This window comes from Halorubellus litoreus (genome assembly GCF_055378595.1).
The window spans coordinates 2874010-2900201 of record NZ_AP043836.1; the positions used below are offsets into that span (position 1 = coordinate 2874010).

General features: G+C 64.3%; 21 protein-coding genes, 1 tRNA gene, 2 rRNA genes and 1 other RNA gene. 11 read left to right on the forward strand and 14 right to left on the reverse strand.

Features of this window, described 5'->3' with window-relative positions:
• The first annotated feature begins 216 nt into the window (after positions 1 to 216).
• The 3 genes from ACZ48X_RS18590 to ACZ48X_RS18600 all read left to right on the forward strand — a co-directional run bounded on the left by ACZ48X_RS18590 (position 217) and on the right by ACZ48X_RS18600 (position 4248).
• Positions 217 to 3143, forward strand: a 23S ribosomal RNA gene (locus ACZ48X_RS18590).
• 116 nt (positions 3144 to 3259) lie between these two features.
• Positions 3260 to 3381, forward strand: a 5S ribosomal RNA gene (gene rrf, locus ACZ48X_RS18595).
• Between the two features lie 456 nt (positions 3382 to 3837).
• Positions 3838 to 4248: a hypothetical protein gene (locus ACZ48X_RS18600; RefSeq protein ID WP_336351962.1), complete on the forward strand. Its 411-nt coding sequence runs from the start codon at positions 3838 to 3840 to the stop codon at positions 4246 to 4248.
• Positions 4249 to 4591: 343 nt separating this feature from the next.
• Here ACZ48X_RS18600 and ACZ48X_RS18605 read toward each other — a convergent pair whose 3' ends face one another.
• Together ACZ48X_RS18605 and ACZ48X_RS18610 are read right to left on the reverse strand one after the other, a co-directional pair.
• Entirely contained in the window at positions 4592 to 5692 is a 1101-nt protein-coding gene (locus ACZ48X_RS18605; RefSeq protein WP_336351963.1) for a glycosyltransferase, read from the reverse strand.
• A 68-nt stretch (positions 5693 to 5760) separates the two neighbouring features.
• A complete protein-coding gene (locus tag ACZ48X_RS18610) occupies positions 5761 to 6822 on the reverse strand; it encodes a glycosyltransferase family 4 protein (protein WP_336351964.1) in 1062 nt (353 codons plus the stop codon).
• Positions 6823 to 7022: 200 nt separating this feature from the next.
• On the opposite strand from ACZ48X_RS18610, the gene ACZ48X_RS18615 reads away from it, so the two are divergent.
• From ACZ48X_RS18615 to ACZ48X_RS18625, 3 genes are all read left to right on the forward strand, one after another.
• On the forward strand, positions 7023 to 7301 hold the full coding sequence (locus ACZ48X_RS18615) for a ribonuclease P protein component 4 (RefSeq protein WP_336351965.1): 279 nt from the start codon (positions 7023 to 7025) through the stop codon (positions 7299 to 7301).
• A gap of 118 nt (positions 7302 to 7419) precedes the next feature.
• Positions 7420 to 7668 (forward strand): YhbY family RNA-binding protein, encoded by a 249-nt coding sequence (locus ACZ48X_RS18620; protein WP_336351966.1) that lies wholly within the window; start codon positions 7420 to 7422, stop codon positions 7666 to 7668.
• Between the two features lie 38 nt (positions 7669 to 7706).
• Positions 7707 to 8558, forward strand: coding sequence for a mechanosensitive ion channel family protein (locus tag ACZ48X_RS18625; RefSeq protein WP_336352249.1), 852 nt, complete (start codon positions 7707 to 7709; stop codon positions 8556 to 8558).
• A gap of 38 nt (positions 8559 to 8596) precedes the next feature.
• On the opposite strand, the gene ACZ48X_RS18630 is transcribed toward ACZ48X_RS18625, so the two are convergent.
• From ACZ48X_RS18630 to ACZ48X_RS18655, 6 genes are all read right to left on the reverse strand, one after another.
• Entirely contained in the window at positions 8597 to 9268 is a 672-nt protein-coding gene (locus ACZ48X_RS18630; RefSeq protein WP_336351967.1) for a DUF4396 domain-containing protein, read from the reverse strand.
• A 60-nt stretch (positions 9269 to 9328) separates the two neighbouring features.
• On the reverse strand, positions 9329 to 9709 hold the full coding sequence (locus ACZ48X_RS18635) for an SHOCT domain-containing protein (RefSeq protein ID WP_336351968.1): 381 nt from the start codon (positions 9707 to 9709) through the stop codon (positions 9329 to 9331).
• Positions 9710 to 9713: 4 nt separating this feature from the next.
• Entirely contained in the window at positions 9714 to 12386 is a 2673-nt protein-coding gene (locus ACZ48X_RS18640) for a heavy metal translocating P-type ATPase (RefSeq protein ID WP_336351969.1), read from the reverse strand.
• A 123-nt stretch (positions 12387 to 12509) separates the two neighbouring features.
• Positions 12510 to 13100, reverse strand: coding sequence for an AsnC family transcriptional regulator (locus ACZ48X_RS18645; protein WP_336351970.1), 591 nt, complete (start codon positions 13098 to 13100; stop codon positions 12510 to 12512).
• Between the two features lie 137 nt (positions 13101 to 13237).
• Positions 13238 to 13550: signal recognition particle sRNA (gene ffs / locus ACZ48X_RS18650), an RNA gene on the reverse strand.
• A 136-nt stretch (positions 13551 to 13686) separates the two neighbouring features.
• Positions 13687 to 14130 carry a DUF7548 family protein gene (locus ACZ48X_RS18655; protein WP_336351971.1) on the reverse strand — a complete coding sequence of 148 codons (444 nt, stop codon included), beginning with the start codon at positions 14128 to 14130 and terminating at the stop codon, positions 13687 to 13689.
• Positions 14131 to 14286: 156 nt separating this feature from the next.
• Here ACZ48X_RS18655 and ACZ48X_RS18660 point away from each other — a divergent pair, with 156 nt between their 5' ends.
• A complete protein-coding gene (locus ACZ48X_RS18660; protein WP_336351972.1) occupies positions 14287 to 14667 on the forward strand; it encodes a DUF5798 family protein in 381 nt (126 codons plus the stop codon).
• An 86-nt stretch (positions 14668 to 14753) separates the two neighbouring features.
• Positions 14754 to 15734, forward strand: a complete 981-nt coding sequence (locus tag ACZ48X_RS18665; RefSeq protein ID WP_336351973.1) for a PLP-dependent cysteine synthase family protein — start codon at positions 14754 to 14756, stop codon at positions 15732 to 15734.
• A 72-nt stretch (positions 15735 to 15806) separates the two neighbouring features.
• On the opposite strand, the gene ACZ48X_RS18670 is transcribed toward ACZ48X_RS18665, so the two are convergent.
• The 3 genes from ACZ48X_RS18670 to ACZ48X_RS18680 all read right to left on the reverse strand — a co-directional run bounded on the left by ACZ48X_RS18670 (position 15807) and on the right by ACZ48X_RS18680 (position 17975).
• Positions 15807 to 16217, reverse strand: coding sequence for a CoA-binding protein (locus ACZ48X_RS18670; RefSeq protein WP_336351974.1), 411 nt, complete (start codon positions 16215 to 16217; stop codon positions 15807 to 15809).
• Positions 16218 to 16330: 113 nt separating this feature from the next.
• Entirely contained in the window at positions 16331 to 16966 is a 636-nt protein-coding gene (locus ACZ48X_RS18675) for an RAD55 family ATPase (RefSeq protein ID WP_336351975.1), read from the reverse strand.
• Positions 16967 to 17117: 151 nt separating this feature from the next.
• The gene (locus tag ACZ48X_RS18680; RefSeq protein ID WP_336351976.1) at positions 17118 to 17975 is read right to left on the reverse strand and encodes a geranylgeranylglycerol-phosphate geranylgeranyltransferase; all 858 of its coding nucleotides are present in this window, start codon (positions 17973 to 17975) and stop codon (positions 17118 to 17120) included.
• A gap of 92 nt (positions 17976 to 18067) precedes the next feature.
• Here ACZ48X_RS18680 and ACZ48X_RS18685 point away from each other — a divergent pair.
• Both ACZ48X_RS18685 and ACZ48X_RS18690 read left to right on the forward strand, forming a co-directional pair.
• Positions 18068 to 18142 (forward strand) — tRNA-Arg (locus ACZ48X_RS18685).
• Positions 18143 to 18437: 295 nt separating this feature from the next.
• The gene (locus tag ACZ48X_RS18690) at positions 18438 to 19301 is read left to right on the forward strand and encodes a DUF2250 domain-containing protein (RefSeq protein ID WP_336351977.1); all 864 of its coding nucleotides are present in this window, start codon (positions 18438 to 18440) and stop codon (positions 19299 to 19301) included.
• 39 nt (positions 19302 to 19340) lie between these two features.
• Here ACZ48X_RS18690 and ACZ48X_RS18695 read toward each other — a convergent pair whose 3' ends face one another.
• Positions 19341 to 20168 (reverse strand): hypothetical protein, encoded by an 828-nt coding sequence (locus tag ACZ48X_RS18695; RefSeq protein WP_336351978.1) that lies wholly within the window; start codon positions 20166 to 20168, stop codon positions 19341 to 19343.
• 407 nt (positions 20169 to 20575) lie between these two features.
• Between ACZ48X_RS18695 and ACZ48X_RS18700 the strand changes: the two genes are divergently transcribed.
• Entirely contained in the window at positions 20576 to 20998 is a 423-nt protein-coding gene (locus ACZ48X_RS18700; RefSeq protein WP_336351979.1) for an MBL fold metallo-hydrolase, read from the forward strand.
• Positions 20999 to 21016: 18 nt separating this feature from the next.
• Here ACZ48X_RS18700 and ACZ48X_RS18705 read toward each other — a convergent pair whose 3' ends face one another.
• On the reverse strand, positions 21017 to 24898 hold the full coding sequence (locus ACZ48X_RS18705) for a vWA domain-containing protein (RefSeq protein WP_336351980.1): 3882 nt from the start codon (positions 24896 to 24898) through the stop codon (positions 21017 to 21019).
• Between the two features lie 284 nt (positions 24899 to 25182).
• Positions 25183 to 26169 (reverse strand): glutathione S-transferase family protein, encoded by a 987-nt coding sequence (locus ACZ48X_RS18710; protein WP_336351981.1) that lies wholly within the window; start codon positions 26167 to 26169, stop codon positions 25183 to 25185.
• Positions 26170 to 26192 lie beyond the last annotated feature (23 nt).

Here is a 26192-nt window from a genome sequence, read left to right on the forward strand (position 1 = left end):
CGAACTCGTCTCCGGAACCCAATCACGAACCGTGCCCCTTAAGTGGGGCAAGGAAGAACGATTGGGTCCCGACAGAAAACATGCACCACCCCACGTGAGTGTGGGTGGGAAGGACCGAACGTCCGCCTGGCAACTACCAGGGGACGTGACGAAGTCGCGTGTAAGCACAATCCAGACACAAACTGGACTCGTACCATCGAGTCAACAACATTCCAACAGACGTGGCTACTGTGCCAACTGGTGGATGGCTCGGCTTGAGAGCCGACGAAGGACGTGCCAAGCTGCGAAAAGCCTGAGGGACCCGCACGGAGGGTAAGAACTCAGGATCTCCGAATGGGAATCCCCACCGCAATTGCTTCGCGCAATGGGGAACGCCGAGAACTGAAACATCTTAGTATCGGCCGGAAAAGAAAGCAAGACCGCGATGTCGTCAGTAACCGCGAGTGAACGCGACCCAGTCCAAACCGAATCCCTCACGGGACATGTGGTGTACGGACTGACAACCAACAACAGAACATCTGCACGAAGTCTCCTGGAACGGAGCGCGACACAGGGTGACAGCCCCGTAAGACAGACTAGTACGTTGGGCGTCAGCTCCAGAGTATCGGGGGTTGGATATCCCTCGTGAACCACGCGGGCATCGACCGCGAAGACTAAACACTCCTCAAGACCGATAGCGAACAAGTAGCGTGAGCGAACGCTGAAAAGCACCCCACAAAGGGAGGTGCAATAGGGCCTGAAATCAGTTGGCGATAGAGCGATGGGGCACACAAGGTCCACGAGAAAACGACACGGGCGCGAGCCCGCAGTAGGAACTCGTGGAAGCCGGTGTTCCATCGTGCGTTTTGAAAAACGAGCCAGGGAGTGCATCTGTCTGACGAGTCTAACCAGCTTCTCGCTGGGAAGGCGCAGGGAAACCGATACGACCGCAGCCCTTCGGGGCCAGGGTCACCGTGTTCAAGCGCGGGGAGTCAAACGGATGCGACCCGAAACCAGATGATCTACGCCTGGGCAAGGTGAAGCGTGCCGAAAGGCACGTGGAGGCCTGTTAGCGTTGGTGTCCTTCAATACCCTCGCGTGACCTAGGTGTAGGGGTGAAAGGCCCATCGAATCTGGCAACAGCTGGTTCCAATCGAAACATGTCGAAGCATGACCTCTGCTGAGGTAGCTCGTGGGGTAGAGCGACCGATTGGGAGATCCCACTTCGAGAGAAGTGGGCCTCCCTGTCAAACTCCAAACCTACGAGCGCCGTCGACGCAGGGAGTCCGGTGTGCGGGGTAAGCCTGTGCACCATGAGGGAGACAACCCAGAGCCGGGTTAAGGTCCCCAAGTGTGGATTAAGTGCGATCGAAGGTGGTCTCAAGCCCTAGACAGCCGGGAGGTGAGCTTAGAAGCAGCTACCCTCTAAGAATAGCGTAACAGCTTACCGGCCGAGGTTTGAGGCGCCCAAAATGATCGGGGCTCAAATCCACCACCGAGACCTGGCCGCACCCATCATATGGGTGATCGTGTAGATTGGCGCTCTGTATGGGTGGAAGCACGGACGAGAGTTCGCGTGGACCATACAGTGACGAAAATCCTGGCCATAGTAGCAGCGTTAGTCGGGTTAGACCCCCGACGGCCGAAAGAGCAAGGGTTCCTCGGCAATGCCGTTCAGCCGAGGGTTAGCCGGCCCTAAGTCCAACCGTAATTCGACTTGGACGAACCGGGAAACTGGTTAATATTCCAGTGCTCGTATGCAGTGAACGCCGACGCCTTAGAGACAGTCGAGCTGGGCCTTCGCCCAGTCGAACCGTGGAAATCCGTGGACGCCGTAATGGCAGGAAGCGGACGAAGCACGGGATAGCGAAAGTCGACCGTATCCGGGGCCCGTGAAAAGGCAAGCATACGAACCGTACCGAGATCCGACACAGGTGCTCTAGCCGAGAACGCTCAGGCCTGTCGGGAACAACCGACGTCAGGGAATTCGGCAAATTAGCCCCGTAAGTTCGCGAGAAGGGGTGCCTGCCTCGGAGAGAGGCAGGTCACAGTGACCAAGAAGCTCCGACTGTCTAGTAACAACATAGGTGACCGCAAATCCGAAAGGACTCGTACGGTCACTGAATCCTGCCCAGTGCGGGTATCTGAACACCCAGTACAATGGGACGAAGGACCCGTCAACGGCGGGGGTAACTATGACCCTCTTAAGGTAGCGTAGTACCTTGCCGCTTCAGTAGCGGCTTGCACGAATGGATCAACGAGAGCTTCGCTGTCCCGACGTTGGGCCCGGTGAACTGTACGTTCCAGTGCGGAGTCTGGAGTCCCCCAGGGGGAAGCGAAGACCCTATAGAGCTTTACTGCAGGCTGTCGCTGAGACACGGTCGTTAGTGTGCAGCATAGGTAGGAGCCGTTACACAGGTACCCGCGCTAGCGGGCCACCGAGGCACTAGTGAAATACTACCCACTAATGACTGTGACTCTCACTCCGGGAGGAGGACACCGGTAGCCGGGCAGTTTGACTGGGGCGGTACACGCTTGAAAAGATATCGAGCGTGCCCCAAGATCACCTCAATCGCGTCGGAGACGCGATGAAGAGCGCAAGAGCATAAGGTGGTCTGACAGTGTCATTCCCAACGAGTGACACTGACGTGAAAACGTGGTCTAGCGAACCAATTTGCCTGCTTGATGCGGGCCATTGCTGACAGAAAAGCTACCTTAGGGATAACAGAGTCGTCACGCGCAAGAGCACATATCGACCGCGTGGCTTGCTACCTCGATGTCGGTTCCCTCCATCCTGCCCGTGCAGCAGCGGGCAAGGGTGAGGTTGTTCGCCTATTAAAGGAGGTCGTGAGCTGGGTTTAGACCGTCGTGAGACAGGTCGGCTGCTATCTACTGGGGGTGTTATGGAACCTGACGGGAACGCTCGTATAGTACGAGAGGAACTACGAGTGGTGACCACTGGTGTACCGGTTGTCCGAGAGGGCATGTGCCGGGCAGCTACGTCACACGGGGTAAGAGCTGAACGCATCTAAGCTCGAAACCCACCTGGAAAAGAGGTTCCGCTTGAGAGTCCTCATAGAAGATGAGGTAGATAGACTCGGGGTGTACGCACCAAGGCAACGAGGTGTTGAGCCCGCGAGAACTAATCACTCGAGCCACCATTCATTCGGACTGTGTGCTGACTCGTGCTGTGCGAGTCCAGGTGTTAACTGGATTGTGCTTACATTGCGGCTGACGTACCGACGTTGGCGTACCATGGATCGTTCCCGTGGGTCGGCGTTGAGGCGGCCAGAGCGGTGGGGTGACACCCGTACCCATCCCGAACACGGAAGTTAAGCCCATCTGCGTACCGGGGAGTACTGGAGTGCGCGAGCCTCTGGGAAACGCGGTTCGCTGCCTCGCTATTCATACTTTGAGCCTGCCACCCCTGTTGTGGGGTGGTGGGCTTTTTGTCTTTACAGAGGGAGTGGTGATGCTGGTCTGGGTTGTGCGTGTGTGTGTTGTTCGATGAGTGGTGATGCTGGTCTGGATTGTGCGTGGGTGTGTTGTTCGATGAGTGGCGATGCTGGTCTGGGTTGTGCGTGGGTGTGTTGTTCGATGAGTGGCGACGCTGTCGGTGAAGTTGCGTGGTGGGGGACAGCTGTGGGCCTCGTCCTCCCCAGCCGACACTGCGGGGCCGGGCTCGCGGTGCTCGCCCGGCCCGGGCGGTGTCCCTCGCACGCGTCGACGCACCGTCTCGCCGTGGGCTCGACGGTGCGGTCGGCTCGCGCGCCGTGCCGGTGGTTGGGGTTGTGTTTCGTGGGTGGTGGATGGGTGGGGACGAAAACCCTTTTCGGCGGGGAGTGCGGAGTGTGTGGTATGGCAGACGAGAACTCTGAGAACGGTGATGAGGCGGCGAGTGAGGATTCTGAGGAGAAGTCGTTCCGTGAGCGAGTGGAGGAGATCCGTGAGCGTCGTGAGGAGGAGGGTGACGAGGAGCGACGGGAGCGGATGGAGGAGATGATGGGTGGTGAAGGTGGTCCTGGTGGGATGGGTGGCGGTCCCGGCGGGATGGGCGGCGGTGGCGGGAATCCGTTCGCGCAGATGATGGGTGGGATGATGGGTGGTGGTCCCGGTGGTGGCGGTCCTGGTGGGATGGGTGGTGGACCTGGTGCGCAGGAGGATTCGGGGAACGAGGAGCTCGTGCGGGAGATCCGCCAGATGCGTGATGAGATGCGTGATCAGACGCGTGCGCTGAAGCGGATCGCGGACGCGCTCGAGGACGACTGAGTCGCTGGCTGCGGTCGCGTTCTTCTCGGTTCGTTAACATCTAGCGGCAGCGCTATTACTGTGGGGGTGTGTGTCGTGGGGAAGGATGTCGTTGTCCGTGTTGGTGGTGGGGGTGGTGTTGCTGGTGGTGCCGCGGTGGTACGCGGTGTCGGGAGCGTGTGGAGTGGTTGGGTTCTCGGTGGTGGTTGCGGGTCCTGTGGTGGGTGCTGGTGCGAGCGGGGCGCTCGTGGTGGTGTCGACGTGTGCGATGGTGGTTGGTGTGCTTGCGCTCTGTGAGGGGCTCGCGGTGGGGTTGTCGTTCGCGCCCGGTGAGTTCCGCGTGACGGTCTATCTGTGGGGTTTTCTACGTGATGGTGTGGTAGTGGGTGCGGAGTTCGGTGACGGCGTGTTCGATGCTGAAGGTGTCTCGGCGGTCGAGGCAGTTCGCTGCGAGGCGGTCGTGGTCGTCGAGTGTGCGTTCGATGGCGGTCTGGAAGCCGTCGATGTCGCCTGGTTCGTAGTGGTAGCCGGTCTCGCCGTGTTCGATGGTGTCGGCGAGTGCGCCGGCGTCGATGCCGGCGACGGGGGTGCCGCAGGCGTTGGCTTCGAGCGCGACGAGCCCCTGCGTTTCGACGGGTGAGGGGAACGCGAACGCGTCGAGTGCGGTGTAGAACGCTGGGAGGTCGCTGCGGTCGAGGAACCCGAGGAAGCGGACGTCGACGTCGGCCGTTCTGGCGCGGGTTTCGAGGTCGTCGCGGGCGGGGCCGTCGCCGCCGAAGACGACGGTGACGTCGTCCATGCCGTCGGTGGCGTCGATGATGTCTTCGAGGCGTTTCTCGTAGCCGTGGCGGCCGGTGTACCCGATGAGTGTGCCGTCGAGGTCGAAGCGCTCGCGGAAGGCGTCGCCGTCGGTGGGTTGGAATCGGTCGGTGTCGATGCCGTTGGAGACGACGTGGACGGGCGTGGTGACGTCGAGGTCGTCGACGAGGTGGCGTTTCGTCGGTTCGCTCGGGGTGATGACGAGGTCGGCGTGCTCGTAGTACCAGTGTTCGTAGGTCTCGCTCGCGGTGGAGAGGCCTGCGAGGACGCTGTCGTTGGAGGAGATGTATTCGGCGTATTCGGCTGTCGGGGTGTGGTAGGAGGCGACGAGTGGGAGGTCGTGTTTCTTCGCGTATCGGCGGGCGGCGAGTCCGAGCCCGAATGCGGTGTGGGCGTGGACGACGTCGGCGCGTGGGACGGTCTTGGGGACGCGTGGTGCGCCGACGCGGACGCCGTCGTAGAACGGGAACGGGAGGGAGCGAACGGGGTGTTCGCGTGCGTTGGGCGTGTATTCGTCGGTCCCGGGGTAGACGACGTCCATGCGGCCGTGGTGGTCGTTCCAGTGGTCGCGCCAGGCTTCGATGGTGTACGTGACGCCGTTCACCGTGGGGTGGTAGGTGTCGGTGAAGGCGGCGACCCGTGTCATTGTTGGCGAAAGTGTGTTCGGTGGCTTAGTGGCTTCGATAGTCCGCGAGCCGTCACGTCGGCGACGCGTCAGTCGTCGATGACGCGCCGGTACGCGTCGACGAGACGGTTCCCGACGTGGTCGAGCGAGTGCTCTTGGACGGTCTCCTTGGCGTTCTCGCCGAGGCGTTCGCGGAGGGCGGGGTCGTCGGCGAGGCGGTCGACGGCGTCGACGAACTCGTCGAAGTCCGAGCAGAGGATGGCGTCTTCGCCGTCGGTGAAGTACTCGCGGAACACGGGGATGTCGCGGAGGACGCAGGCTTTCCCGCAGCTCATCGCTTCGAGGACGACGAGTCCTTGGTTCTCGACTTTCGCGGGGAAGCAGAAGATGTCGCCGGCGCCGAACGCCATGCGTTTGTCGTCGACCCAGCCGGTGAACGTGACGTTCTCGGGTGGGTCCTGGGTCCACTTGCGGGTGGTCTTGCTGGCTTGCGGGCCGTCGTCGTAGTGCCCGAACCACGCGTAGTCGTGGTCGGTGGCTTTCGCGAGTTCGCAGAACGTGGTGAGGCCTTTGCGTTCGAAGACGTTCCCGACGGCGAAGACGACGGTGCCGTCGAGGTCGTATTCGTCGCGCGTTTCGTCGCGGAAGCGTTCGTGGCCGTCGAGGCTGTCGACGTCGATGCCGTTCGTGATCGGTTCGATGGGGGCGTCGACGGGGTAGGATTCGAGGATGCCTTTCGTGTATTCGCTCGGGCAGAGGACGAGGTCTGCTTGCGAGTAGAAGCGTTTGAGGTAGGCTTTGAGTGCGGGGGCGACGGCGTTCGAGAATCGGAAGCTGTCGCGGAAGTCCTCGGCGGTGACGTGCGTGTGGAGGACGAGTGGAACGTCGTTCGCTTTGGCGTGGCGGGCGAGTGCGAGGCTGACGGGGCCGGCCATGTTGAGGTGTGCGACGTCGTAGTCCTCGAAGAACGATTCTTCGAAGGCGAGGTTCGCGAACGCGGCGTCGAGGGCGTTGCCGTCTCGCCAGGGGCTCGTGATGACGTCGACGTCGGCGTCGGCGCGTGCGAGTGATTTCCGTTGTTGGGCGGCGGCGGTACCCATGCCCGACCGATGGAGTTGGGATTCGAGTTCGAGGTGATTGAGGACGCGCATCCGTTTGTGGTCGCTGGTCGGTGGGTGCGTGTAGTCTTTCCGGATTGCGTTGCTCGTGCGCCCACGCGACGACGTGTCCGTGGTATATGCGTGTCTGAGCGGAACGTGTCCGTGGTATATGCGTGTCTGAGCGAAGGGTGTGAGTGATTCGGGCGGGTGCGAGGAAGAACGTTTACCCGGGTGAGTCTGGTATTGGTGGTATGAACGTCGCTGCGGAGCGGATCGAGCGGTTGCACGTGCTGGCGCGGGAGGCGACGGTTGTGGGGGAGGCAGAGCGCGCTCGCGAGTACGTGCGGTTGGCGCGCCGGCTCGCTGAACGCCAGCGGTTGTCGCTTCCGCGGGACTTCCGTCGGTTCACGTGCGACGACTGCGATGCGTTCCTCCGGCCGGGCCGGAACGCTCGCGTGCGCACGCGGTCCGGGCACGTCGTGGTGACGTGTGACTGTGGGTCGCAGGCGCGGTATCCGTACGACGAGTGAGCGAGTGCTGGCGGGAAGCGTGCGTCGACGGGTGAGCGTCCGCGTGGGCAGCGGGCGTCCCTGCTACTGATTCGGCTAAGGGTTTAAGCCGCGCCCGCGTTTACGCTACCAGACGACTATGAACGACGAGGAGATGCGGAAGGAGGCCCACGAGTTGGACGTGACGGTGTGGGTTGGGAAGGCAGGTATCGAGTCGGTGGTCGACGAGCTCTCGGACCAGTTGGCGGCTCGCGATATGGTGAAGGTGAAGTTCCTTCGGGCGGCGAGGGGTGGGACGTCGACCGAGGAGCTCGCGGAGGAGCTCGCGGAGTTGACGAACGCGGAGCTCTTCGAGACCCGCGGGAACACGGGGGTGCTGTATCGGTGATTCAGCTGCAGACTGGGCTGTCGGGGTTAGCGAAGACGATGAACGACCTCGGGATTCCGGAGGCGTACGCGGAGACGGTTGCGGACGGTATCCTGTTCGTGGTGGCGTTCGTCGCAGTGGTCGTCGTCGGGCGCGTCCTCGTGCTCCCGTTGGTCGACCGACTGCTGGACCGTCGCGGGCTGGACCGGCACGCGAAGGTTCCCTTGAAGAAGCTCGTGAACTTCGCGGTGTACTTCGCGGCGCTCGGCGTGGCGTTCGCGTTCGCGGGGTTCGGGAACATCCTGACGGCGCTGGCGACGATCGGTGCGGCGGCGACGCTCGCGATCGGGTTCGCGATGCAGGACGTGATCGCGAACTTCGTCGCGGGTATCTTCATCTTCACGGACAAGCCGTTCCGCATCGGCGACTGGATCGAGTGGGATGGTCATTCGGGTGTCGTTGAGGACATCAGTCTGCGCGTGAGTCGCGTGCGGACGTTCGACAACGAGCTGTTGACGGTACCGAATTCGCAACTCACGGACGGCGTCATCAAGAATCCGGTTGCGAAGGACAAGCTCCGCATGCAGTTCCTGTTCGGTATCGGGTACGGTGACGACATCGACGAGGCGACGGACATCATCCTCGAGGAGGCCGAGGCGCACGACGGTATCCTCGCGGACCCGGAGCCGTCGGTCCGATTGACGGAGCTCGGTGATTCGTCGGTCGGCCTGAAGTCTCGCGTCTGGATCGCGGACCCGGCGCGCTCGGACTTCGTGCGGGTGCGCGGTGAGTACGTGCAGGCGGTCAAGGAGCGGTTCGACGACGCGGGCATCGACATCCCGTTCCCGAACCGCGAGCTGTCGGGGACGCTCGACGTCTCCGAGGAAGTGGTGACGGCGGCGGACGACTGACGGCGCTGCGACCGGTCTTTCTTCGCTGTTCGACGCCCCTAGCTGGGGGTGGCGCGGTCGCGCGGGTTCGCCATGCCGTCCTTGACGCCGTGGTGGACGAGTGCGACGTTGACGGGGTAGGCGACGACGAGGCCGACGGTGAGCGAGAACGCGAGCGCGCTCCAGAACAGCGGTTCGGTGATGGTCGCGCCTTCGGCGAGGTAGATGTCGGTGCCGATGGCGGCGACCTCCATGACGGTGATGGACGGTGTCTCGGTGATGATGGCGTCGCGGAAGGCGTCGCCGAACGCGACGCCGTCCTGCATCATCGGGCCGACGGTGAGCGCGACCCCGAACGTGTACGCGGCGGTGAACGTGACGGCGATGACTCCGAGCTGGTGGAGTGCGAGGATGCCTGCGGCGAGCGTGATGCCGAGGACTTCACCGGCGCCGCAGCCGGAGTAGCAGTGTGCGACCGAGCGCGCGCTCCGCCGCCACAGCGAGTCCCGGGCTATCTGTTTCCGGCCGGCCCACGCGTAGACGGCGAGGCCGAGCGGTCCGGAGTACAGGACGGTGAGCGTCCAGACGAACTGCATGAGGCTCGCGATCTCGTCGTTGTTCTCGCGGACGTCGTACCAGAGGACGGCGAGGGAGGCGAGTACGACGACCGCCCACGCGTACAGTGCGGTGGTGTTCGTGAGGACGTCGCGGAGCAGTGCTTCGACGGCCATGTTCGCGTGTCGCGGTGCCGGCCGGAACTGGGTTCGTGCTAGGCGGCTAGGCTCGCCGGGTCAGTTCTCGTTCTCGAGGCGGTCCTTGCGGCGTTCGTACTCGTCGTCGTCGAGGTCGCCGCGCGCGTACGCGGCACGGAGTTCGTCGAGCGCGCGGTCGTGCTGGTCGCGAGTGACGGCGCGGTAGAGGAGGTAGCCGCCGGCGACGACGAGCGCGACGAACGCGAGCTGGGATGCGATGCCGACGAGCGCGAACCACACGGGGAGGGTGCCGTCGAAGCGACCGTCGTGCATTCCGCCGCCCCACATCCAGCCGTCCATCGGCATCCCCCACATGCCGCCGCCCATGCCGCCGAGGGCGAACGCGAGCAGCGGTGCGGCGAACAGGACGAGCAGTGCGAGACCGCCGACGGCGAGCGCGAGCTTGGTGTTTCGGTGCATTGTGTCAGGGTTTGAGGAAGCCCAGTAGTTCGTAGTCCTCGTCGGGGTCGTACCGACGGAACAGGAGGCTGTTCGCGAGCACGCTCACCGAGGACAGCGCCATGGCGCCGGCGGCGAGCACGGGTTGGAGGAACCCGAGCGAGGCGAGCGGTATCATCGCGGTGTTGTAGCCGAGCGCCCAGAACAGGTTCTGTTTGATCTTCGCGAGGCTGCCTTCGCTGACGCGGATGGCTTTGAGGACGTCCATGGGGTCGTCGCGCATGAGGGTGACGTCGGCGGCTTCGATGGCGACGTCGGTCCCGGACCCGATGGCGACGCCGACGAACGCGGTCGCGAGCGCGGGCGCGTCGTTGACGCCGTCGCCGACCATCATCGCTCGGGTGCCGTCGTCCTGGATGGCGTCGACGGCGTCGGCCTTGTCCTCGGGGAGGACGCCCGCGCGGACGTTCCCGGGGTCGATGCCGAGGTCGTCGGCGACGGCACGCGCGGTGCGTTCGTTGTCGCCGGTGATCATGTGGACGTCGAGGCCGCGGTCGTGGAGTGCGGCGACGGCGGCTTTCGACGAGTCTTTGACGGTGTCGGCGTCGGCGAGGACGCCCACGAGGCGGCCGTCGACGGCGACGAGCATCGCGGTCTTCCCGTCGGCTTCCAGTCCCTCGCGGGCGTCGTCGCCCGGCGTGGGGTCGACGTCGTGCTCGCGGAGGAGCGTCGTGTTCCCGACGAGGACGTCCTGCCCGTCGACGGTGGCGCGGACGCCCTTCCCGGCGACGTTCTCGAAGTCTTCGGGGTCCGCGACGTCGAGGCCGCGGTCGCGGGCGCCGTCGACGATGGCGTCGGCGAGCGGGTGACTGCTCGCGGATTCGGCGCTCGCGGCGAGCCGGAGGACCTCGTCCTCGTCGAACGACGCTTCGTCCTTCGCGGCGACCGTTCCGCCGTCGGCGGCTGCGTCACCGCCGTCGGCGCGTGCGCCGGTGTCGTCGAGTGCCACGACGTCGGTGAGCGTCATCTCGCCCTTCGTGAGCGTCCCGGTCTTGTCGAAGACGACGGCGTCGGTGTCCTTGACGCGCTCCAGGATGTCGCCGCCCTTGAACAGGACGCCGTTCCTGGCGCCGATGCTGGTGCCGACCATCGTCGCCGCGGGCGTCGCCAGGCCGAGCGCGCACGGGCACGCGATGAGGACCGCGGACGCGAACACGACGACGGCGAACTCGAGGACGCCGACGCCACCGGCGCCGCCTGCGCCGGCGACGGGGCCGCCGCCGACGAGCCCCCACGGGAGGAGGCCGCCGACGAGGTCGACCATGAACTGCGGGGCGAGCCCCCAGACGACCGCCCAGAAGAGCGCGTTCACGATGACGGCGGGGACGAAGTACGCGCTGATGCGGTCGGCGACGTTCTGGATGTCGGGCTGCCTGGATTGGGCGTCCTTGACGGTCTGGACGATCTGCTGGATGGCGGTGTCTTTGCCGACCTTCGTCGCTTCGACGACGAGGACGCCGTTCTCGTTGATCGTTGAGCCGACGACGTCGTCGCCGGGCTCCTTCGAGACCGGGACGGATTCGCCGGTGACCATGGACTCGTCGACCGCGCTCTGCCCGTCGACGACGACGCCGTCGGTCGGTATCTGCTCGCCGGGTTTGACCTTCATGCGGTCGCCGACGGAGATGTCCTCGACGGGGACTTCGCGTTCGTTCCCGTCGTCGTCGACGAGGATGGCGGTGTCGGCCTCCATCTCGAGGAGCTCGCGGAGTGCGTCACCGGCTTGGCCCTTCGAGCGCGCTTCGAGGTAGTTCCCGAGCGTGATGAACACGAGGATGAGCGCGGCGGTGTCGAAGTAGAACCCGGCACCGGGGAACCCGAGGAGGCGCGCGACCGAGTAGAGGTACGCGGTCGAGGAGCCGAGGGCGATGAGGACGTCCATGTTCGCGGTGCGGTTCTTCACGAGCGCGGTGTAGGAGTTCTCGTAGAACTCCTTCCCGAGCGCGTACTGGACGGGCGTCGCGAGCGCGAACCCGAGCCACTCGAACCGGATGCCGAGGCCGGGAATCGTGTCCGGGAGGAGGTCGGGCGCGAACAGGTGCGCGGCGAGCATCCCGAGGAGCGGGGTGGAGAGGACCGCGCCGAATATCGTGAGGCGCTTCTGGCGCTCGATCTCCTCGCGGCGCGCGACGTCCGCGGCGGACTCCTCGCGCTCGCCGCGCCCGGACTCGCCGTCGCCGTCCGCGCCGCCGCTCTCGCCGTCGCCGCTCCCGGCGCTGTCGCGGACCGGCGAGTAGCCGGCGTCCTCGATGGCGTCGTAGAGCGTGGCGCGGTCGACCGCGTCGGGCGCGTACTCGACGGTCGCTTCGTCGGTCGCGTAGTTCACCGACGCGTCGACAACGCCCGGTACCTCGAGGAGGCGGTCGTGGATGGTGTCAGCGCAGTTCGAGCACGACATGTCCGTGACCGCGACCGTGACGGTGTCCGTGATCGGCGTGTAGCCCGCGTCCTCGATCGCGTCGAAGATGGCCGCGAGCGTCGTCTCGTCGTCGTCGTAGGTGACGCGCCCGCCGTCGGTCGCGAAGTTCACCGACGCGTCGACGACGCCGTCGACGCCCTCGACGGCCGACGCGACCGTCTCCGAGCAGTTCGCGCAGGACATCCCCGTGATGTCGACGTGGACGGTTCGTTCTGTCATAGGTACTAGTACGGGTTCCTCTTTCAACCGGTTTGTTCTTCCAGTCCGTTCGTCGCAGCGGGCTCGAACTTAGGAACCCAAAGTCACCGGGCGTCACCGGCGGTCACGTGGGACGGCTCTCCGTCAGGCGGCGTCGCTGAAGTCCTCGTAGCGGTCGACGAACGCGCGCTCGCACGACGAACAGCAGAACCGGTAGCTGTCGTCGCCGAGCGTCGCGCTCGTCCCCTCGCTCGTGACGGTGTTCCCGCACTCCGCGCACGACACCGCGAAGTCGGTCGCGCCCACGGACTGCGTCCACTCGACGTCCGCGAGGAGGGTCACCGCGACCGCCTCGAAGTCGCTCGGGTCGAGCACGTCCTCCACCCAGCGGTACGCGTCCGAGCTCGGAAGCGACGCCTGTACGACGACGTCCCCGCTCGCGGTCGTGAACACGTGCTCGACGGGTTCGGTCGCTCGGAACGCGTCCCGGACCGCTTCTCGACGGCCGGACGCAACCGTGACGTCGACGAGCACCTGAACGCCGTCCCGAAGCTGTGACCGGTCCACGTCCACCGTGAACCCCCGAAGCACGCCCGCTTCCTCCAGCTTCCGGACGCGCTCGGAGACCGCCGGCCCAGACCGCCCGACGACGTCACCGATGTCGCTGTACGCGCGACGCGCATCGTCGGCGAGCAACTCGAGGATCTCCATGTCGATGTCGTCCAGGTCGCGCATACCAACACGGACGCACCACGCACAGAAACACCTTCGGCCGCGAAAGCTCGCGAGCACGCTCGCTTTGGAATCCAATGCCCATCCGGACGAACTGCCGAGGTCATAGCGTCCGCTCGCGAGTCGTAGAAGCGGTATGAATGTGGACGCCTGAGATTGCACGGCGTTCCCGAACGGGGGGTCCCGGTTGCCTCCTCCACCCCGCGACCCGTCGAGCGATCGCTGTCCGGCGGTGGGCTGCTCACTTCCGTGCCTGACCCATTACCACCGACTAACGTCGGGAACGCCGTCCCTGCGGACGACGCCCGACGACCGCCATCCCCGACGGACGAGGCTTCTATGTCAGCTCCCGGGGCCCGCTCGGGTCTGTCCGCACGCGCCCAGGGTTCAGTCCCCCCTGAAGACCATACCGGGGGTAGCGAGCAGGGCCTAACTGCCCGACCTAGTCCACTCCAGAGTAACCGCCTCGCCGGTAAGTGCCTTTCGACTCACTGCGAGAAATCGGTGCCGGCGTCGACGTCGGCGTCGGCGCTATCGACTCGACGCGGTCGACGGCCACGAGTCGGGCCGCAGCGGGCGGAGTCGGGAGTCAGGACGCTGGCTCGGGTCTCGGGCGGAGGACGCCGATGGCGTCCGCGAACCAGAGCGCGCCGCCGAGGATGCCGACCGCGGCGGCGAGCAGCACCCACCGGTGGTACGCGAGCCACGCCGCCGTCGAGAGGCTCCCGACGAGGTCGGCGACCCCGCCGAACGCCCACATCGCGGTCAGGAGTACGACCATGAACCCGACGACGAGCGCAACGCCCGCCGCGATGTCCGGCGCCGTCCGCCCCTGCCGACCGGCTGCGAGGACGATGAGTGCGACGAGCGCGAGCACCGCGATGTACGGCGGGCCGACGACCCCGAACTCCGTGTAGTACGTCTGGACGGCACTCCCGGGGACGCCACCCGCGACGTACGGAACGATCATCCCGGCCGCGTACGCGGCCGCCGACACGACGCCGACCGTCGCCGGCGTTTCCACCTCGACCATACCGGGGAGTCCGCCCCGCACCCCGTTAAGTACCACGTTGTCGAACCGTCGGCGTTCGCCGGGTCGGTCGCGTCAACTGCTGGAACTGGTTGCGTGCGGTGCGGGCTGTGAACGCGAAGGGGAAGGCACTACTGCGTGGCTCGCTTGCTCTCGCGCATGGGACTCGGCTCGACCGCGAAGAAGATCCAGACGCTTGCCGACCGAGCTGAACAGCTGTACGTGAAACTGAAGGAGGTCCACGAGCGCGTCGTCAGCGTCGAGGACACCGTCGACGACACGCAAGTGCGCGTGAAGGAACTGGAGAACGCCGTCGAGCACCAGCGCGTCGTCATCGAGGCGCTCGCGGAGGACCGCGGTATCGACGTGGACGCGGTCGTCGCCGAGGCCGCCATCGAGGACGCCGACGATGCGACCGACGAGGGAACGGGCGCCGAATCGACCGACGAGGGAACGGGCGTCGAAGCGAGCGAGGACGACGCGACGGACGTCTCGCACGACGACGCGGCCGCGACGACCGACGGGAACTCGAACGCCTGAGTCGTCCCCGCCGCGGAAGGTCACGACCGACAGTCGCCTCGCGGAATGAGAAGGACATAACACAGCCGGCAACGTTTGCCAACGCGATGACCACGTACCGCGAACCCCTCGCGTCGGTGAACGACACCGTCGGCGAGACGCCGCTCGTCCGCGTGCAGGCCTCGCCAGACGACGTGCCCGTGTACGCGAAGCTCGAATCGTTCAATCCCGGCGCGAGCATCAAGGACCGCATCGGGAAGTACATGCTCGAAGCGATGCTCGACGACGGCACGCTCGAACCCGGTGGGACCGTCATCGAACCGACCGCCGGCAACACCGGTATCGGGTTCGCGACCGCAGCGACGCAACTCGACGTGCAGGCGATGTTCGTCGTCCCCGAACGGTTCAGTCTCGAGAAGCAACAGCTCATGCGTGCACTCGGCGCCGAAGTCATCAACACGCCGACCGAGGACGGGATGGGTGGCGCGATAGACCGCGCGCACCAGCTCGCCGAGGAGCTCGACAACGCGGTCGTCCCACAACAGTTCAAGAATCCGCTGAACGTCGAAGCGCACTACGAGACCACCGGGCCGGAGGTCCACGAGGCGCTCGACGGCGAGGTCGGCGCGGTCGTCGCCGGCTGCGGGACCGCTGGAACGCTCATGGGGATGGCGCAGTACCTCCGCGAGCAGAACGACGACGTCGTCGTCGCCGCGGTCGAACCACAGGGTTCGATGTACTCGGCGTTCTTCGGCGAGGACCCCGAGGAAGGCGAGTACAAGGTCGAAGGCATCGGGACGCACGACCCCGCGACGAACGAGCTGTTCGACCCGGACGTCGTCGACGAACTCCTCTCGTTCGACGACCGCGTCGTTCACGAGGAGATGCAGCGCCTCGCCGCCGAGGAAGGCCAGCTCGTCGCGTCCTCGGCCGCCGCGAACAGTCTCGCCGCCCGCGAGATAGCGGACCGCATCGCCGCAGGGGACCTCGACGCACCCCACGACACCGTCGTCACCGTGTTCGCGGACTCCAGCGAACGCTACCTCTCGAAAGGCGTCTACCGCGACTACGAAGAGTGGGAGGGCTGACCGCGACGCGAACGCGAAGCGCGGGGCGCGGGGCGCGAACGTGCGGCGCGACGCGGCGTCTTCGACGTCCGGTCAGTCGACGAGACGCGAATGCTCGACCTTGATGCACCTGTCCTGGACGAAGTTCCGCCCGGATTCCTCGACGCGACGGCCGGCGTCCTCGTGCGTGATACCGAGTTGCAGCCACACGGTCTCCACGTCGTCGCGTTCCAGAACCGCGTCCACGATATCGGGCGCCTCGTCGCCCGGCCGGAACACGTCCACGAGGTCGATGCGTCGGTCGACGTCCGCGAGCGAATCGACCGCGTCGATACCGAACACCTCCTCGGCGTACGGGTTCACGGGAATCACGTCGTAGCCGTGGTCGAGCAGGTACCGCGGCACGTCGTGCGCGGCCTTCCCCGGCGTCGACGAACAGCCGACGACAGCGATGGTCTCCACGTCCAGTACGTCCCGCAACGCCGAATCTGTCGAGACAGCCATGTGTAGATAGACGCTCACGGACCGCAAAAGGCTAGCGCCGTCGTGCACGCAACGGACAACGCCCCTCTGATCTGGGGCGTTCGCCCGGAGGACCGCGGCCTTCGTCCGCGCGGTCAGTTCACGCTCGGGAAGCCAGCGGTCTCGATGGTTCGCTCGCCGTCACCGTCGTCGGTCACCTCGACGACCGCATCGAACAGCTGTTTGAGGGTGTTCATCGTCTGGTCGTCGTGCGCCGTCGAGTCGATGACGTACACGCCCAAGCCGTCCGCGCTCTGCACGCGTCCCGTGAACACGTGCATGAACCGGAACACGGTCTGGAGGTCCGAGTACATCAACAACGTCGATATCGAATGCAGGAGGATGCGGTTCTGCTCGTGCCCGCGGACCTGATAGAACTCCTCCAGGAACTCCGAGAGCTTGATACCGATACCGGTCATGTCGACGGGCGAGGACGCGTACTTCACGCGTGGGTCCTCTCGGACGCTCCCGACCCCTCGCTGTTTCGTCACGCAATCCACGACGCCGACGTCGACGTCCTCGACGTCGCCGACGAACCCCGCGTAGTCCTCGAGAACCTTCTCCGCGTCGTCCTTCGTCGTCACCACGATCGACCCTTCGCCGGCTCGCGCACCGGTCGCCAGTATCTCGAATGCGATGTCGCGCTTACCCGTCAATGGCGGCCCGGCGACGAGGAGGTTCGTCCCAGCCGGCAATGGAGCGTCCGACAGTTCCTCTGGCAGTTCGTACATGGCGAATGACTATCGCAGCAGACGTCGCCCCCACCACGGCGCGCCCACGGCGCTTCGGTTGATAAGAGAATACAGTATCCAGCATATAGAAGTTTTGATTGGGTCACTTAGCCGGCTGACAGGAGGGGTGGTGTCGGTCGCTGGAACCCCGTTACGTCGGGACGATTCCCGAGGGGGCGACTCGACCGACGAGGAACGCCACGACCGCCAGGAACTGCGCGTACTTCAGGTGCGTCTGGCCGACTGTCGCGTCCTCGTACGCCTCGGACGCCGCGTACAGCATCGCCAGGTCAGCGGGAACGACGAGCGCGAGGTACGCAGCGCCGAACGTCCCGAGCACGAACGGTATCGGGCTCGCGACGACCGCCACCACCAGCGCGACCGTCGCGACGTGCAACGCGGTTCGTTCCCCCGCCGCTATCGGGAGCGTCCGCAGTCCCTCTTCGCGGTCGCCAGCCACGTCCTCGACGTCCTTGATTATCTCGCGACTCAGCGTCGACAGCGCCGCGAGCACGAACAGCACACCGGGAGCCAGCGGGGCCTCCACCGCCGCGCCACCGAACAGGAACGTACTCCCCGTGAGGTACGCGACGACGAGATTCCCCACCCCAGGCAAGCCCTTGAACCACTCCGTGTACGCGATCAACGCCAGGAGGTTCACCACCGCGATACCGATAGCGAGAACGGGGAGGACGGCCGCGGCGACGACCGCACCGACGAACAGCACCGCACTCCACGCCAACGCACCGCGCGCACTCACAGCGCCCCGCGGGATCGCTCGCTCCGGTCGGTTCACGGCGTCTATCTCCCGGTCGAAGTAATCGTTGATGGCCATCCCGGCTCCCGTCGCGAACACGGTCGCCGCGACCGCAGCACCCGTCGCCACGGGGGCGTCACCGACGCCACCGGCGACGAACGCCCCCAGGAACGTCAACACGCCAGCGGCGACCGAGTTCGACGGCCGCGTCAACTCCACCAACCCACGGCCCGTCTCGACGACACTCGACATACCCCAGTCCACCCACGGCCCCCCAAAAAGCACCCCGATTCCGCCCCGAAACCACATCATTTAAATCGCTCTGCCGACTCCCGATAGACACAGGGCGCTTAGCTCAGCCTGGACAGAGTACTTGGCTTCGGACCAAGCTGCCGCGGGTTCAAATCCTGCAGCGCCCATGATTCTGCGTGACTGGCACCATTTCGCAGACGGCAGTACGGCGTTTATAAAGGGAACCCCTCTTCGCCGATGTGATTTCATCACGCCGCGGAACGAGGGTCGCCGATGTCATGCGATTCGCCAACATTTGATTGACAGCACAGCAACATAAACCATGGGTCAGTACGAGGACCGGGTTCGAGAGACCGCCCCCGAGAAACCCAACTCAATTTGATTCCGCCATGTTCACGGGTCTGACCGCTGGCCAGCGGACACGGTGGTTTCAAACAGAAAGGCGGGCATCACACAGATAGCATGGTCTCACAGGCCGAGATCGACCGCCTCCGCCTGGAAGCCGATACGATCATGACTCGCTACCAGCGAGTCCAGCAATCATTGGAGCAAGCTCACAGCGAGTCTGGAGACCACTGGGAGTCTGGGGACCTCACCGTCACGCTCGACACACCACGAGGCGACCCGATCGACATCACGCTCGATCTCGATGCCGACCCCGCGACAAACGCGGAAGCTCGGTACGAGCGAGCGAAAGAACTCGAAGCGCACCTCGAACGCAAACAACGAATCGTCGACCAACTGGCGCCGCTCCCGGCCGACCCCGTCGCATACCTCATCTGCTATCATCTCGACGCCGTCGAAGGGAACTACCCGCGGTCGATGGCCGGTCACCTCGATGCAGAACGCAAGCACGTCGAATCGCTCTGCCAGGAAATGGAAACGGCAGGGCTGCTCGAACGCGTCGAATCCGGCACGGTCAAACAACGTCGAGTGAAAGCCAAGCAAGCCGACGAAGTCCGTCAGCATCACACGTACTACCGACTGTCGCGCGACGGTGACCATCTGCTCCGGTTCCTCGACGAACCCGACGGGCGAGTCAACGTCCTGCGGCATCTCCCCGAGGGTCGGATGCTCGTCGAACGGCTCGCGCGCGCCGGCCCGGACTGCCCGCGCACGACCGCCGAGGAGTTGGATATGGAGTTCGAACGCGTCCGCCACCTGTATCGCGCACTGCGACAGACGGGGGTGGTCACCGAGTCAGATGGCAGTACGAACAAACGGAGCGACCGGAAAGTCAAGCCCGAAGACGAAACACATCGCAACCACACGTACTACGTGGCGACGGACCACGCTGAGAAGGCGGTTCGAACGACCGAAGACTGAGACGCTCCTCCTCTGAGATACCTCCGGAGTGACGACGGTTCAGTCCACAGTCAAGGTCGCCGTATCCCGTGCGATAGTAGGGCCGTTGCAAGTATTTGGCCCGGACTCTTCACACCAGAACAACTTGACGGTCACCTCTTGCGTGTTCGAGAGCGCGGACTCCCATTCGATTCTGATGTCGTTCCGCGTTTCACCCGGTTCGAAGCGGATCCTTGGATTGGCTAGGAAGTCACCGTTCGCGTCGTACACCTGAATGATGGCTTCGACGTTCGTCTGGACTTTACTGACTGTCACGTAGGTTCCATCCGTTTCCTGGTCGTCGAGTACGACCAAGCCGGATGGTGCGGTTGTCGTTGTCTGGGTTGCACTCGTTCCTGTGACTGACAGGGTTGCAGTATCCGTCGCAATGGTCGGGCCATTGCAGGTGTCCGGACCGGATTCTTCACACCAGAACAATCTGACAGTCACCTCCGTCGAGGCCGAAAGCGTGGACTCGAAATCAATCCTGACGTCGTTCCGGGTTTCACCGGGCTCGAAACGAATGCCGGGGTTCGCAAGGAAGTCACCGTTCCCGTCATACACCTGAATGATCGCCTCGACGTTCGTCTGGACTTTAGCAACCGAGACGTAGCTCCCGTCAGTCTCCTGATCAGGGACAACCACGGACCCATTCGGCTCCTCAGCAGTGCCTTCAGTCGACGCCCCATCACCTTCATCAGTTCCTGATGCTGGCTCTTCCTCACTATCCGACACAGACGAAGCACTGGTTGCAGTCTCCGACTCAGGAGCGGTCCCACTCGCTGTCTCCGAGGTAGCCGTAGCTGATTGGTCTCCTTCATCGAGTCGAAGGCAGCCTGCTGTGAGCATTGGACTCCCAATCAAACCAGCTTTCAAAACGGAACGTCTCGAATACGTTAACTCTTCAAAGGACACACCCGACCTGTCTCATCAACTGATTTATTATTTGGGGTTCTCAGAAAAATCCCCGACCCGGCCACGACGATACCCTCTGTCTTCGAACCCCACCGACATATTACAACCACCAGTCGAGAAGACTCTGACGTCGATTGTGGCTTCGTCGCAATGGGCGAATCGTAACACGTTCCGCAACCGGAACTAGCCCGTGTGAGCAGTCACGATCCCGACCGACTCGACGCGTCGTTCGGGAAGGCACTGCGGTGGGGTCTCCTTCAGACCGCGTTCGTGCTCGCCATCATCGGCCTGATGCTCGGTCTTCGGAGACTCGTACGACGAGTTCCGAACTGACCGAAGGCGTGTATCGATGCGGTAGCGCTCGCGTCAACTGGTATCTTATCGAGGACGACGACGCGCTGACGGTGATCGATACCGGGTTCCCGACGCACTGGCAGGAGTTTCTCCAGCAACTCGACGGACTTGGCTACGACCGCGCCGACATCGAGGCGTGTCCGCTCACCCACGCGCATCCCGACTACACCGAGAGCCAGGTCGCCTTCTATCTATCCGATCGCGACGTCCTGTCCTGGGGCGATGCCCTGGCTACCGTGGACTTCGAAACGTGGCGGGGCAATACGCCACAACTCCTCCCAGAGTGGTGGAACGCCGACCACGACCAAGCACGAGCGTCGCGTTCGAACCTCAGAAATCTCGGGGACATCCGTCTATTGGCCGGGCACGGAGACCCGTGGACCCGCGACCTGCGCAACGCCCTCCGTTGAGGCGACTCCCCGTCGCCGTCAGTCGCGGACGCTGGCTGCCGGTGCCGATGGTGCGTTCGGTAGCGTGCTCGTGGTGCTGTCGAGGACGTCCTGCGGTCCGGTGATGCTCGCTGCCGCGGGTGCGAGCGAGGGGTTGCCGGCGCTGACGTTCACGTCGCTGGAGGGGAGCGAGATGACGTAGTCGTTCGAGGTGCCGTCCCCGTCGGTGTCGCTGTCGTCGTCGTCATCGTCGTCGGGCGCGTCGACGTCCTGGTCTTCGGGGTCCGGCGGTGCCTGGTCGTTCGCGTCGAAGTGGATGACCATGAAGTCGTGGTCGTTCGGTTCGTCGTCGCTGATGTTGACGAGGATGATGGCGTCGTTCTCCGGGAGCGTGAACTCGTCGCCGTCGACGAGCGACGCGTTGTAGTTCTCGACCATCTCCTTGACGGTGTTGTTCGCGTCGTCCTTGTACCAGGCGTCGGTCTGGACGCTCGGAATCGCGTCGCCGTCGGTGAAGATCTGGTGCTTGGAGTCGCTCGCGTGCGTTGACTCCTCGGCGGTCCCGGCGTTGTTCGTGCAGTACGTCTCGTTGTACGTCTGCCCGTTCGTGGTGTTCGTGATGGTGTCGTACGTGGTGTTCCCGTTACAGTTGTACATCGTGGTCGCGAAGTGCACGGCGTCACCGGGCTCGAGGTTCGAGTCGACAGTCTTCGACGGGAAGCCGCTCTCGGGGTTCGTGTTCCCGTCGAACGACACTTGGTCGCCGCCGAGGTGGATGGTCGTCGTCGTGTTCGCGTGCTGTATCATCCGGGTCTTCTCGGTCTTCGCGCGCGTCGCGATCTCTCCGAACTTCTCTTCGAGGTCGCCGGCGTCTTCGACGTGATAGAACTCGCCGTCCGTGACGGGGTCGCCGGTGTTCGCGATCTGCTTCAGGAGCGTCTTGTTCGTGTTACTCCCCTCGCCGAGTGCGACGGTGTAGATGGTGATGTTCGCGGAGTGCGCTTGCTTCGCGAGCCCCTGAATTTCCTTCCAGGCGGGCTCGTAGTCGCCGTCGTTGTCCGCGTCGCCGGGACTGACGGTCTGCGTGCCGTCCGTGAGGAGGACGATGGTGTGGTTCACTGCGAGGTCGTCACGGGTGTCGGCGCTGTCGTTCAGGTTGTTCGTCGCTCTGATGAGTGCGCCCGTGATGTTGGTGCTCCCGCTGGCGCCCCAGTTCGGTTTCTTCATCGAGGCGTTGATGGTCGTCCAGGCGTTCGAAAGCCCGTGTTTCCGGGTGACGTCGGCTTCGAACTGGAGGACGCCGACGCGGTCCTTGGACTGCATCTGACCGACGAAGGACTTCCCGGCTTCCAGGCGCTCGTAGTACGGGTCGCTCCCGATGTCGAAGGCGTAGTAGTACTCGTACTCGGCGTTCGAGAACGTGTCTCCGGGGAAGAACCGCTCGGTGGCGCCGCCCCCATACTGGGTGTAGCCGATGTACACCTCGTCTTCGGGGACCGTGACCGTCCAGCTCGTGCGCTGGTGACGCCGGACCTCGTCTTGCTTGTCGACGGCCGCGGGAAGGCTCTCGAAGGCCGTTATTATCTCCGTGGTGGTCTCGTCTTCGTACTTCGTGCACTTCCAACCGTTCCCGGTCTCCTTCCAGTTCTCGCACCTCTCGTACTTGACCTCCCACTCGTAGCCAGGCTCGGGGCTGTCCTCGTAGTATCCCGTGCCGGCGTAGTCGGCCTTGTTGATGGTCTCCCAGTCGCTCCAGTCACCGAACGACTGGGTGCGGTAGGGATTGTTGGGGTCGGCGTTCCCGTAGTACATCGACCCGGAGTCGTCGATGACGAGTTCGACGTTCAGCGGGTGGCGGGTCTCGACGGGCTTGGTGGTGACGCGCTCGTTCGCGATCTGGGAGCCGACGACGGTGATGGTGGCGCTGGATTGGTTGACGATGAGCGTGTTCGCGTCCTCGTCTTCGGTGACGCCCGCGCAGCCGTTCTCGCCGGTGCCGGCGACGTTCGGGCAGTCGTCCTCGCTCTCGCTGAAGCCGTCGCCGTCGCCGTCCGGGAAGTCGTTGTCGTCGTCGATGACGTCGGGGACGCCGTCGCCGTCTTCGTCCAGTTCGCTGTTCTTCAGGGTGGTGTCGAAGTGGAACTCGGACTGCTGTTCGAACGTGACGGTCCCGGAGACGAGTGCGCCCCAGACCTCGGTGAACTTCCCGAGTTCGACGGTGCCGTCGTCGGCGGCGTCGCCGGGCCCGTAGATGACGCCCGTGAAGCGCGTGTCCGTCCCGCCGTTTCCTTTCTCGAACTTCGCGTTACAGCCTGCTTTGCACGCGAGGAAGAACGCGTTCGAGCGGAACGTGGGCGTTCCGCTGTCGGTGACGGTGACCGTCGATTTCCCGCCGACGGTCACTTGGTTCCCGCTCGTGGTGCTCTCGCCGATGAACGTCCGCACCTGCCCGGGGCCAGTGACCTCGACGCGCGCGTCGTCGCCGATGTCGACGTCGCCGTCGACGGCGAACACGATGTCGCCGCTCGACGTGTCGAGCGTGAGCGTGTTCCCGTCCGGTACCGTGAACTCGTCGAGGTAGTACACGCCGCTCTCCACGGTTGCGCTCCCGCTCGAGAACTGTATCTGCTCGCTGTTGACGACGCTGACGTCGTCGTTGTTGTTGTACTCGTCGACGGTCGAGAGCGTGTCGTCGATGGTCGCGTCCATCGTCGGGACGTCGGGGACGATGGTGCCGTTCCCCCATGAGCCACCGATGGCGTCTTCGCGTTGACTCTTCGACGTCGGGTAGAGCGCGGTCGTCGGGCCGCCAGCACCGGCCGTCGAGTTGTTCACGTACACGTCACCGCTGACGCAGTTCGCCGCGCCGCCGGCGCAGGAGTTCGAGAGGTCGACCTCGCCTTCGGCGTACACGTTCCCGTCGACCATCGCGCCGTTCGCCTGGACTTCGACGTTACCGCGCGTGATGATGGTCCCTTCGCTCCCGTACGTCGGGTCGGAGCCGCCCCAGGGGCCGTCCGCGCTGTCGTAGCTGTTCACGGCCGCGTGCTGGGTCTGCAGGAGGAGTTCGCCGGCCGAGGAGCCGGAGAAGATGGCGCCGTAGATCTCCTCGTCGTCGATCTCGAACTGGTCTGGGGTGACGCCGGAACCCAGCGGTGCGACGACGCTGACCTTCTGGTTCGCGTCGTCGACGGATATCGTGCCGGCAGCGCCGAACTCCTCGCGGAAGTACCGCTCCCAGGCTTTGTAGTACGAACTGCCGTCGACCGTGATCTTGATCTCGCGGACGTACTCTATCTCGTCGGTGTTCGAGCCGGTCAGGCAGAGGTCCTTCTGGAATCGCCCGGACTTCGAGGTGTTCGCGGTTGCGGTGACGGTCCCGCTACTGTGGACGTCGCCGCTGACGTTCGTTATCGGGAAGCGGAGCGTTCGGACGTTCGTGCCGTCGATGACCTTCGTCCGGTACTCCATGGACGGCGATTGAACGATGCTGACGCCACCATCCGTCTTCTTGAAGACGGCGCCGGCCTGGTACGCGACGGTCTGTCCGTTGTCGTTCTCGTAGATGATAGAGCCGAGTTCGACCGTCGCGGAGCACGCGGACTTCCCGTTCAGTTCGAAGTGTATCTCGCCGTCGTCGACGATGCTGACGTCGTTCGCGTCCTTCCCGCTGAGGTCGAACGAGGTGACGGCGCCGTCACCTTTGAACGCGAGCGTGGACAGTTTCGTACTTACCTCTTGGAGGGACGTCTCTGCGGTGTCGACTTCTGACGCGGACTGGACTGATTGTTTGGCGTCCATGCCCGCCCAGAAGATGATGCCGGCGCCCGCGATGACGAGCCCGAAGAGGAGGACGAGGCCGACAATCGCGGACGCTGCTCGATCGCCGGTGCCGACTCCGGGGGGGCGAGTTGAATACATACTGGTAATCAGTTGTTACGCACGTTAAGAGCATGATATAACAAAAGTGTGCTGGCCGTGTTCTTAGTATCATACCAATTATAAAGGGCAAAAATTAAGACTTTTCATACAGATAAGTCGGATACTGCGGTGGGTTCGCTCCGATCGTCGGCTGGCGTCTCTTCGAACAAATATCGACTAGGTTTTATCGGACTCGTGCCTGTTCGAAAGTGGGTTGTGACAGATGGGCGCCAATGGGTATGGGTGGTGGTAATGAGCGCTATACGTACGCGAAACCGCGTCGGTCAGGACTCGAAGGGGGACTCACCCGGGAGTTCGCCCCGGTCGTGCTCGGCGTCGAACGCCGGGTCCGGTCCGAGCGGAACGAGTCGCTTCGGGTTGACGTCCGTATGCGTCGTGTAGTAGTGCTCCTTGATGTGCGCCATGTTCACGGTCGCCGCGATGCCCGGGAGCTGGTAGACGTCGCGAGTGTGTCCCCAGAGCGCGTCGAAGTCGGTCACTCTCGCGACGTTGCACTTGAAGTGCGTGTGGTAGACCTCGTCGAACCGCACGAGCGTCGTGAACAGGCAGACGTCAGCGAGCGTGAACTGCTCGTCGACGAGCCACCGGCGGTCCCCCAGTTCCGCGTTCCAGTGCTCGAGCGCGTCGAACAACTCGGTCACCGCCCGCTCGTGTGCGGCCTGCGAATCAGCGAACCCGGCGCGGTACACGCCGTTGTTGATGGGGTCGTAGATGGCGTCGATGACGTCGTCGACGTCGTCGCGGAGTGCCGGCGGATAGAGGTCGACGTCTGTCGACGCGAACGAGCCGAACGCGTCCGCGAACATCTTGATTATCTCCTCGGACTCGTTGTTCACGATGACTCCCTCCTCGCGGTCCCAGAGCACGGGGACGGTGACCCGTCCCGTGAACTCGTCGTCGGCAGCCGTGTACACGTCGCGGAGGTACTCGGCGCCGTTCACGGTGTCGTACGTGCAGTCGTCCTTCGACGGCGTGAACTGCCAGCCGTCGGCGTCGCGGTACGGGTCGACGACGTCCATGGAGATGACGTCCTCGAGCCCCATGAGCGCCCGCACCATCGCAGCGCGGTGCGCCCACGGGCACGCCCGAGAGACGTAGAGGTGGTACCGGCCCGCGTCCGGCGTGAACCGTGCGTCGGGGTCGTCGCGCACCCAGTTCCGGAAACTCGTCTCCTGGCGGTCGAACTCGCCGTCGTCGTCGGTCGACTCGTACGCGTCCTCGCGCCACTCGCCCTCCACGAGCATGTTCATACCCGTCCCTTGTCCGTCGGTGC

Bases quoted from the DNA above. Each gene is read 5' to 3' on its own strand.
- ACZ48X_RS18690 (WP_336351977.1), top strand. From the start codon at position 18,438: ATGGTCTCACAGGCCGAGATCGACCGCCTCCGCCTGGAAGCCGATACG.
- ACZ48X_RS18600 (WP_336351962.1), top strand. From the start codon at position 3,838: ATGGCAGACGAGAACTCTGAGAACGGTGATGAGGCGGCGAGTGAGGAT.
- ACZ48X_RS18605 (WP_336351963.1), bottom strand. From the start codon at position 5,692: ATGACACGGGTCGCCGCCTTCACCGACACCTACCACCCCACGGTGAAC.
- ACZ48X_RS18670 (WP_336351974.1), bottom strand. From the start codon at position 16,217: ATGGCTGTCTCGACAGATTCGGCGTTGCGGGACGTACTGGACGTGGAG.
- ACZ48X_RS18660 (WP_336351972.1), top strand. From the start codon at position 14,287: ATGGGACTCGGCTCGACCGCGAAGAAGATCCAGACGCTTGCCGACCGA.
- ACZ48X_RS18675 (WP_336351975.1), bottom strand. From the start codon at position 16,966: ATGTACGAACTGCCAGAGGAACTGTCGGACGCTCCATTGCCGGCTGGG.
- ACZ48X_RS18630 (WP_336351967.1), bottom strand. From the start codon at position 9,268: ATGGCCGTCGAAGCACTGCTCCGCGACGTCCTCACGAACACCACCGCA.
- ACZ48X_RS18620 (WP_336351966.1), top strand. From the start codon at position 7,420: ATGAACGACGAGGAGATGCGGAAGGAGGCCCACGAGTTGGACGTGACG.
- ACZ48X_RS18710 (WP_336351981.1), bottom strand. From the start codon at position 26,169: ATGAACATGCTCGTGGAGGGCGAGTGGCGCGAGGACGCGTACGAGTCG.
- ACZ48X_RS18610 (WP_336351964.1), bottom strand. From the start codon at position 6,822: ATGCGCGTCCTCAATCACCTCGAACTCGAATCCCAACTCCATCGGTCG.
- ACZ48X_RS18680 (WP_336351976.1), bottom strand. From the start codon at position 17,975: ATGTCGAGTGTCGTCGAGACGGGCCGTGGGTTGGTGGAGTTGACGCGG.
- ACZ48X_RS18705 (WP_336351980.1), bottom strand. From the start codon at position 24,898: ATGTATTCAACTCGCCCCCCCGGAGTCGGCACCGGCGATCGAGCAGCG.
- ACZ48X_RS18635 (WP_336351968.1), bottom strand. From the start codon at position 9,709: ATGCACCGAAACACCAAGCTCGCGCTCGCCGTCGGCGGTCTCGCACTG.
- ACZ48X_RS18695 (WP_336351978.1), bottom strand. From the start codon at position 20,168: ATGCTCACAGCAGGCTGCCTTCGACTCGATGAAGGAGACCAATCAGCT.
- ACZ48X_RS18645 (WP_336351970.1), bottom strand. From the start codon at position 13,100: ATGCGCGACCTGGACGACATCGACATGGAGATCCTCGAGTTGCTCGCC.
- ACZ48X_RS18640 (WP_336351969.1), bottom strand. From the start codon at position 12,386: ATGACAGAACGAACCGTCCACGTCGACATCACGGGGATGTCCTGCGCG.
- ACZ48X_RS18655 (WP_336351971.1), bottom strand. From the start codon at position 14,130: ATGGTCGAGGTGGAAACGCCGGCGACGGTCGGCGTCGTGTCGGCGGCC.
- ACZ48X_RS18625 (WP_336352249.1), top strand. From the start codon at position 7,707: ATGAACGACCTCGGGATTCCGGAGGCGTACGCGGAGACGGTTGCGGAC.
- ACZ48X_RS18665 (WP_336351973.1), top strand. From the start codon at position 14,754: ATGACCACGTACCGCGAACCCCTCGCGTCGGTGAACGACACCGTCGGC.
- ACZ48X_RS18615 (WP_336351965.1), top strand. From the start codon at position 7,023: ATGAACGTCGCTGCGGAGCGGATCGAGCGGTTGCACGTGCTGGCGCGG.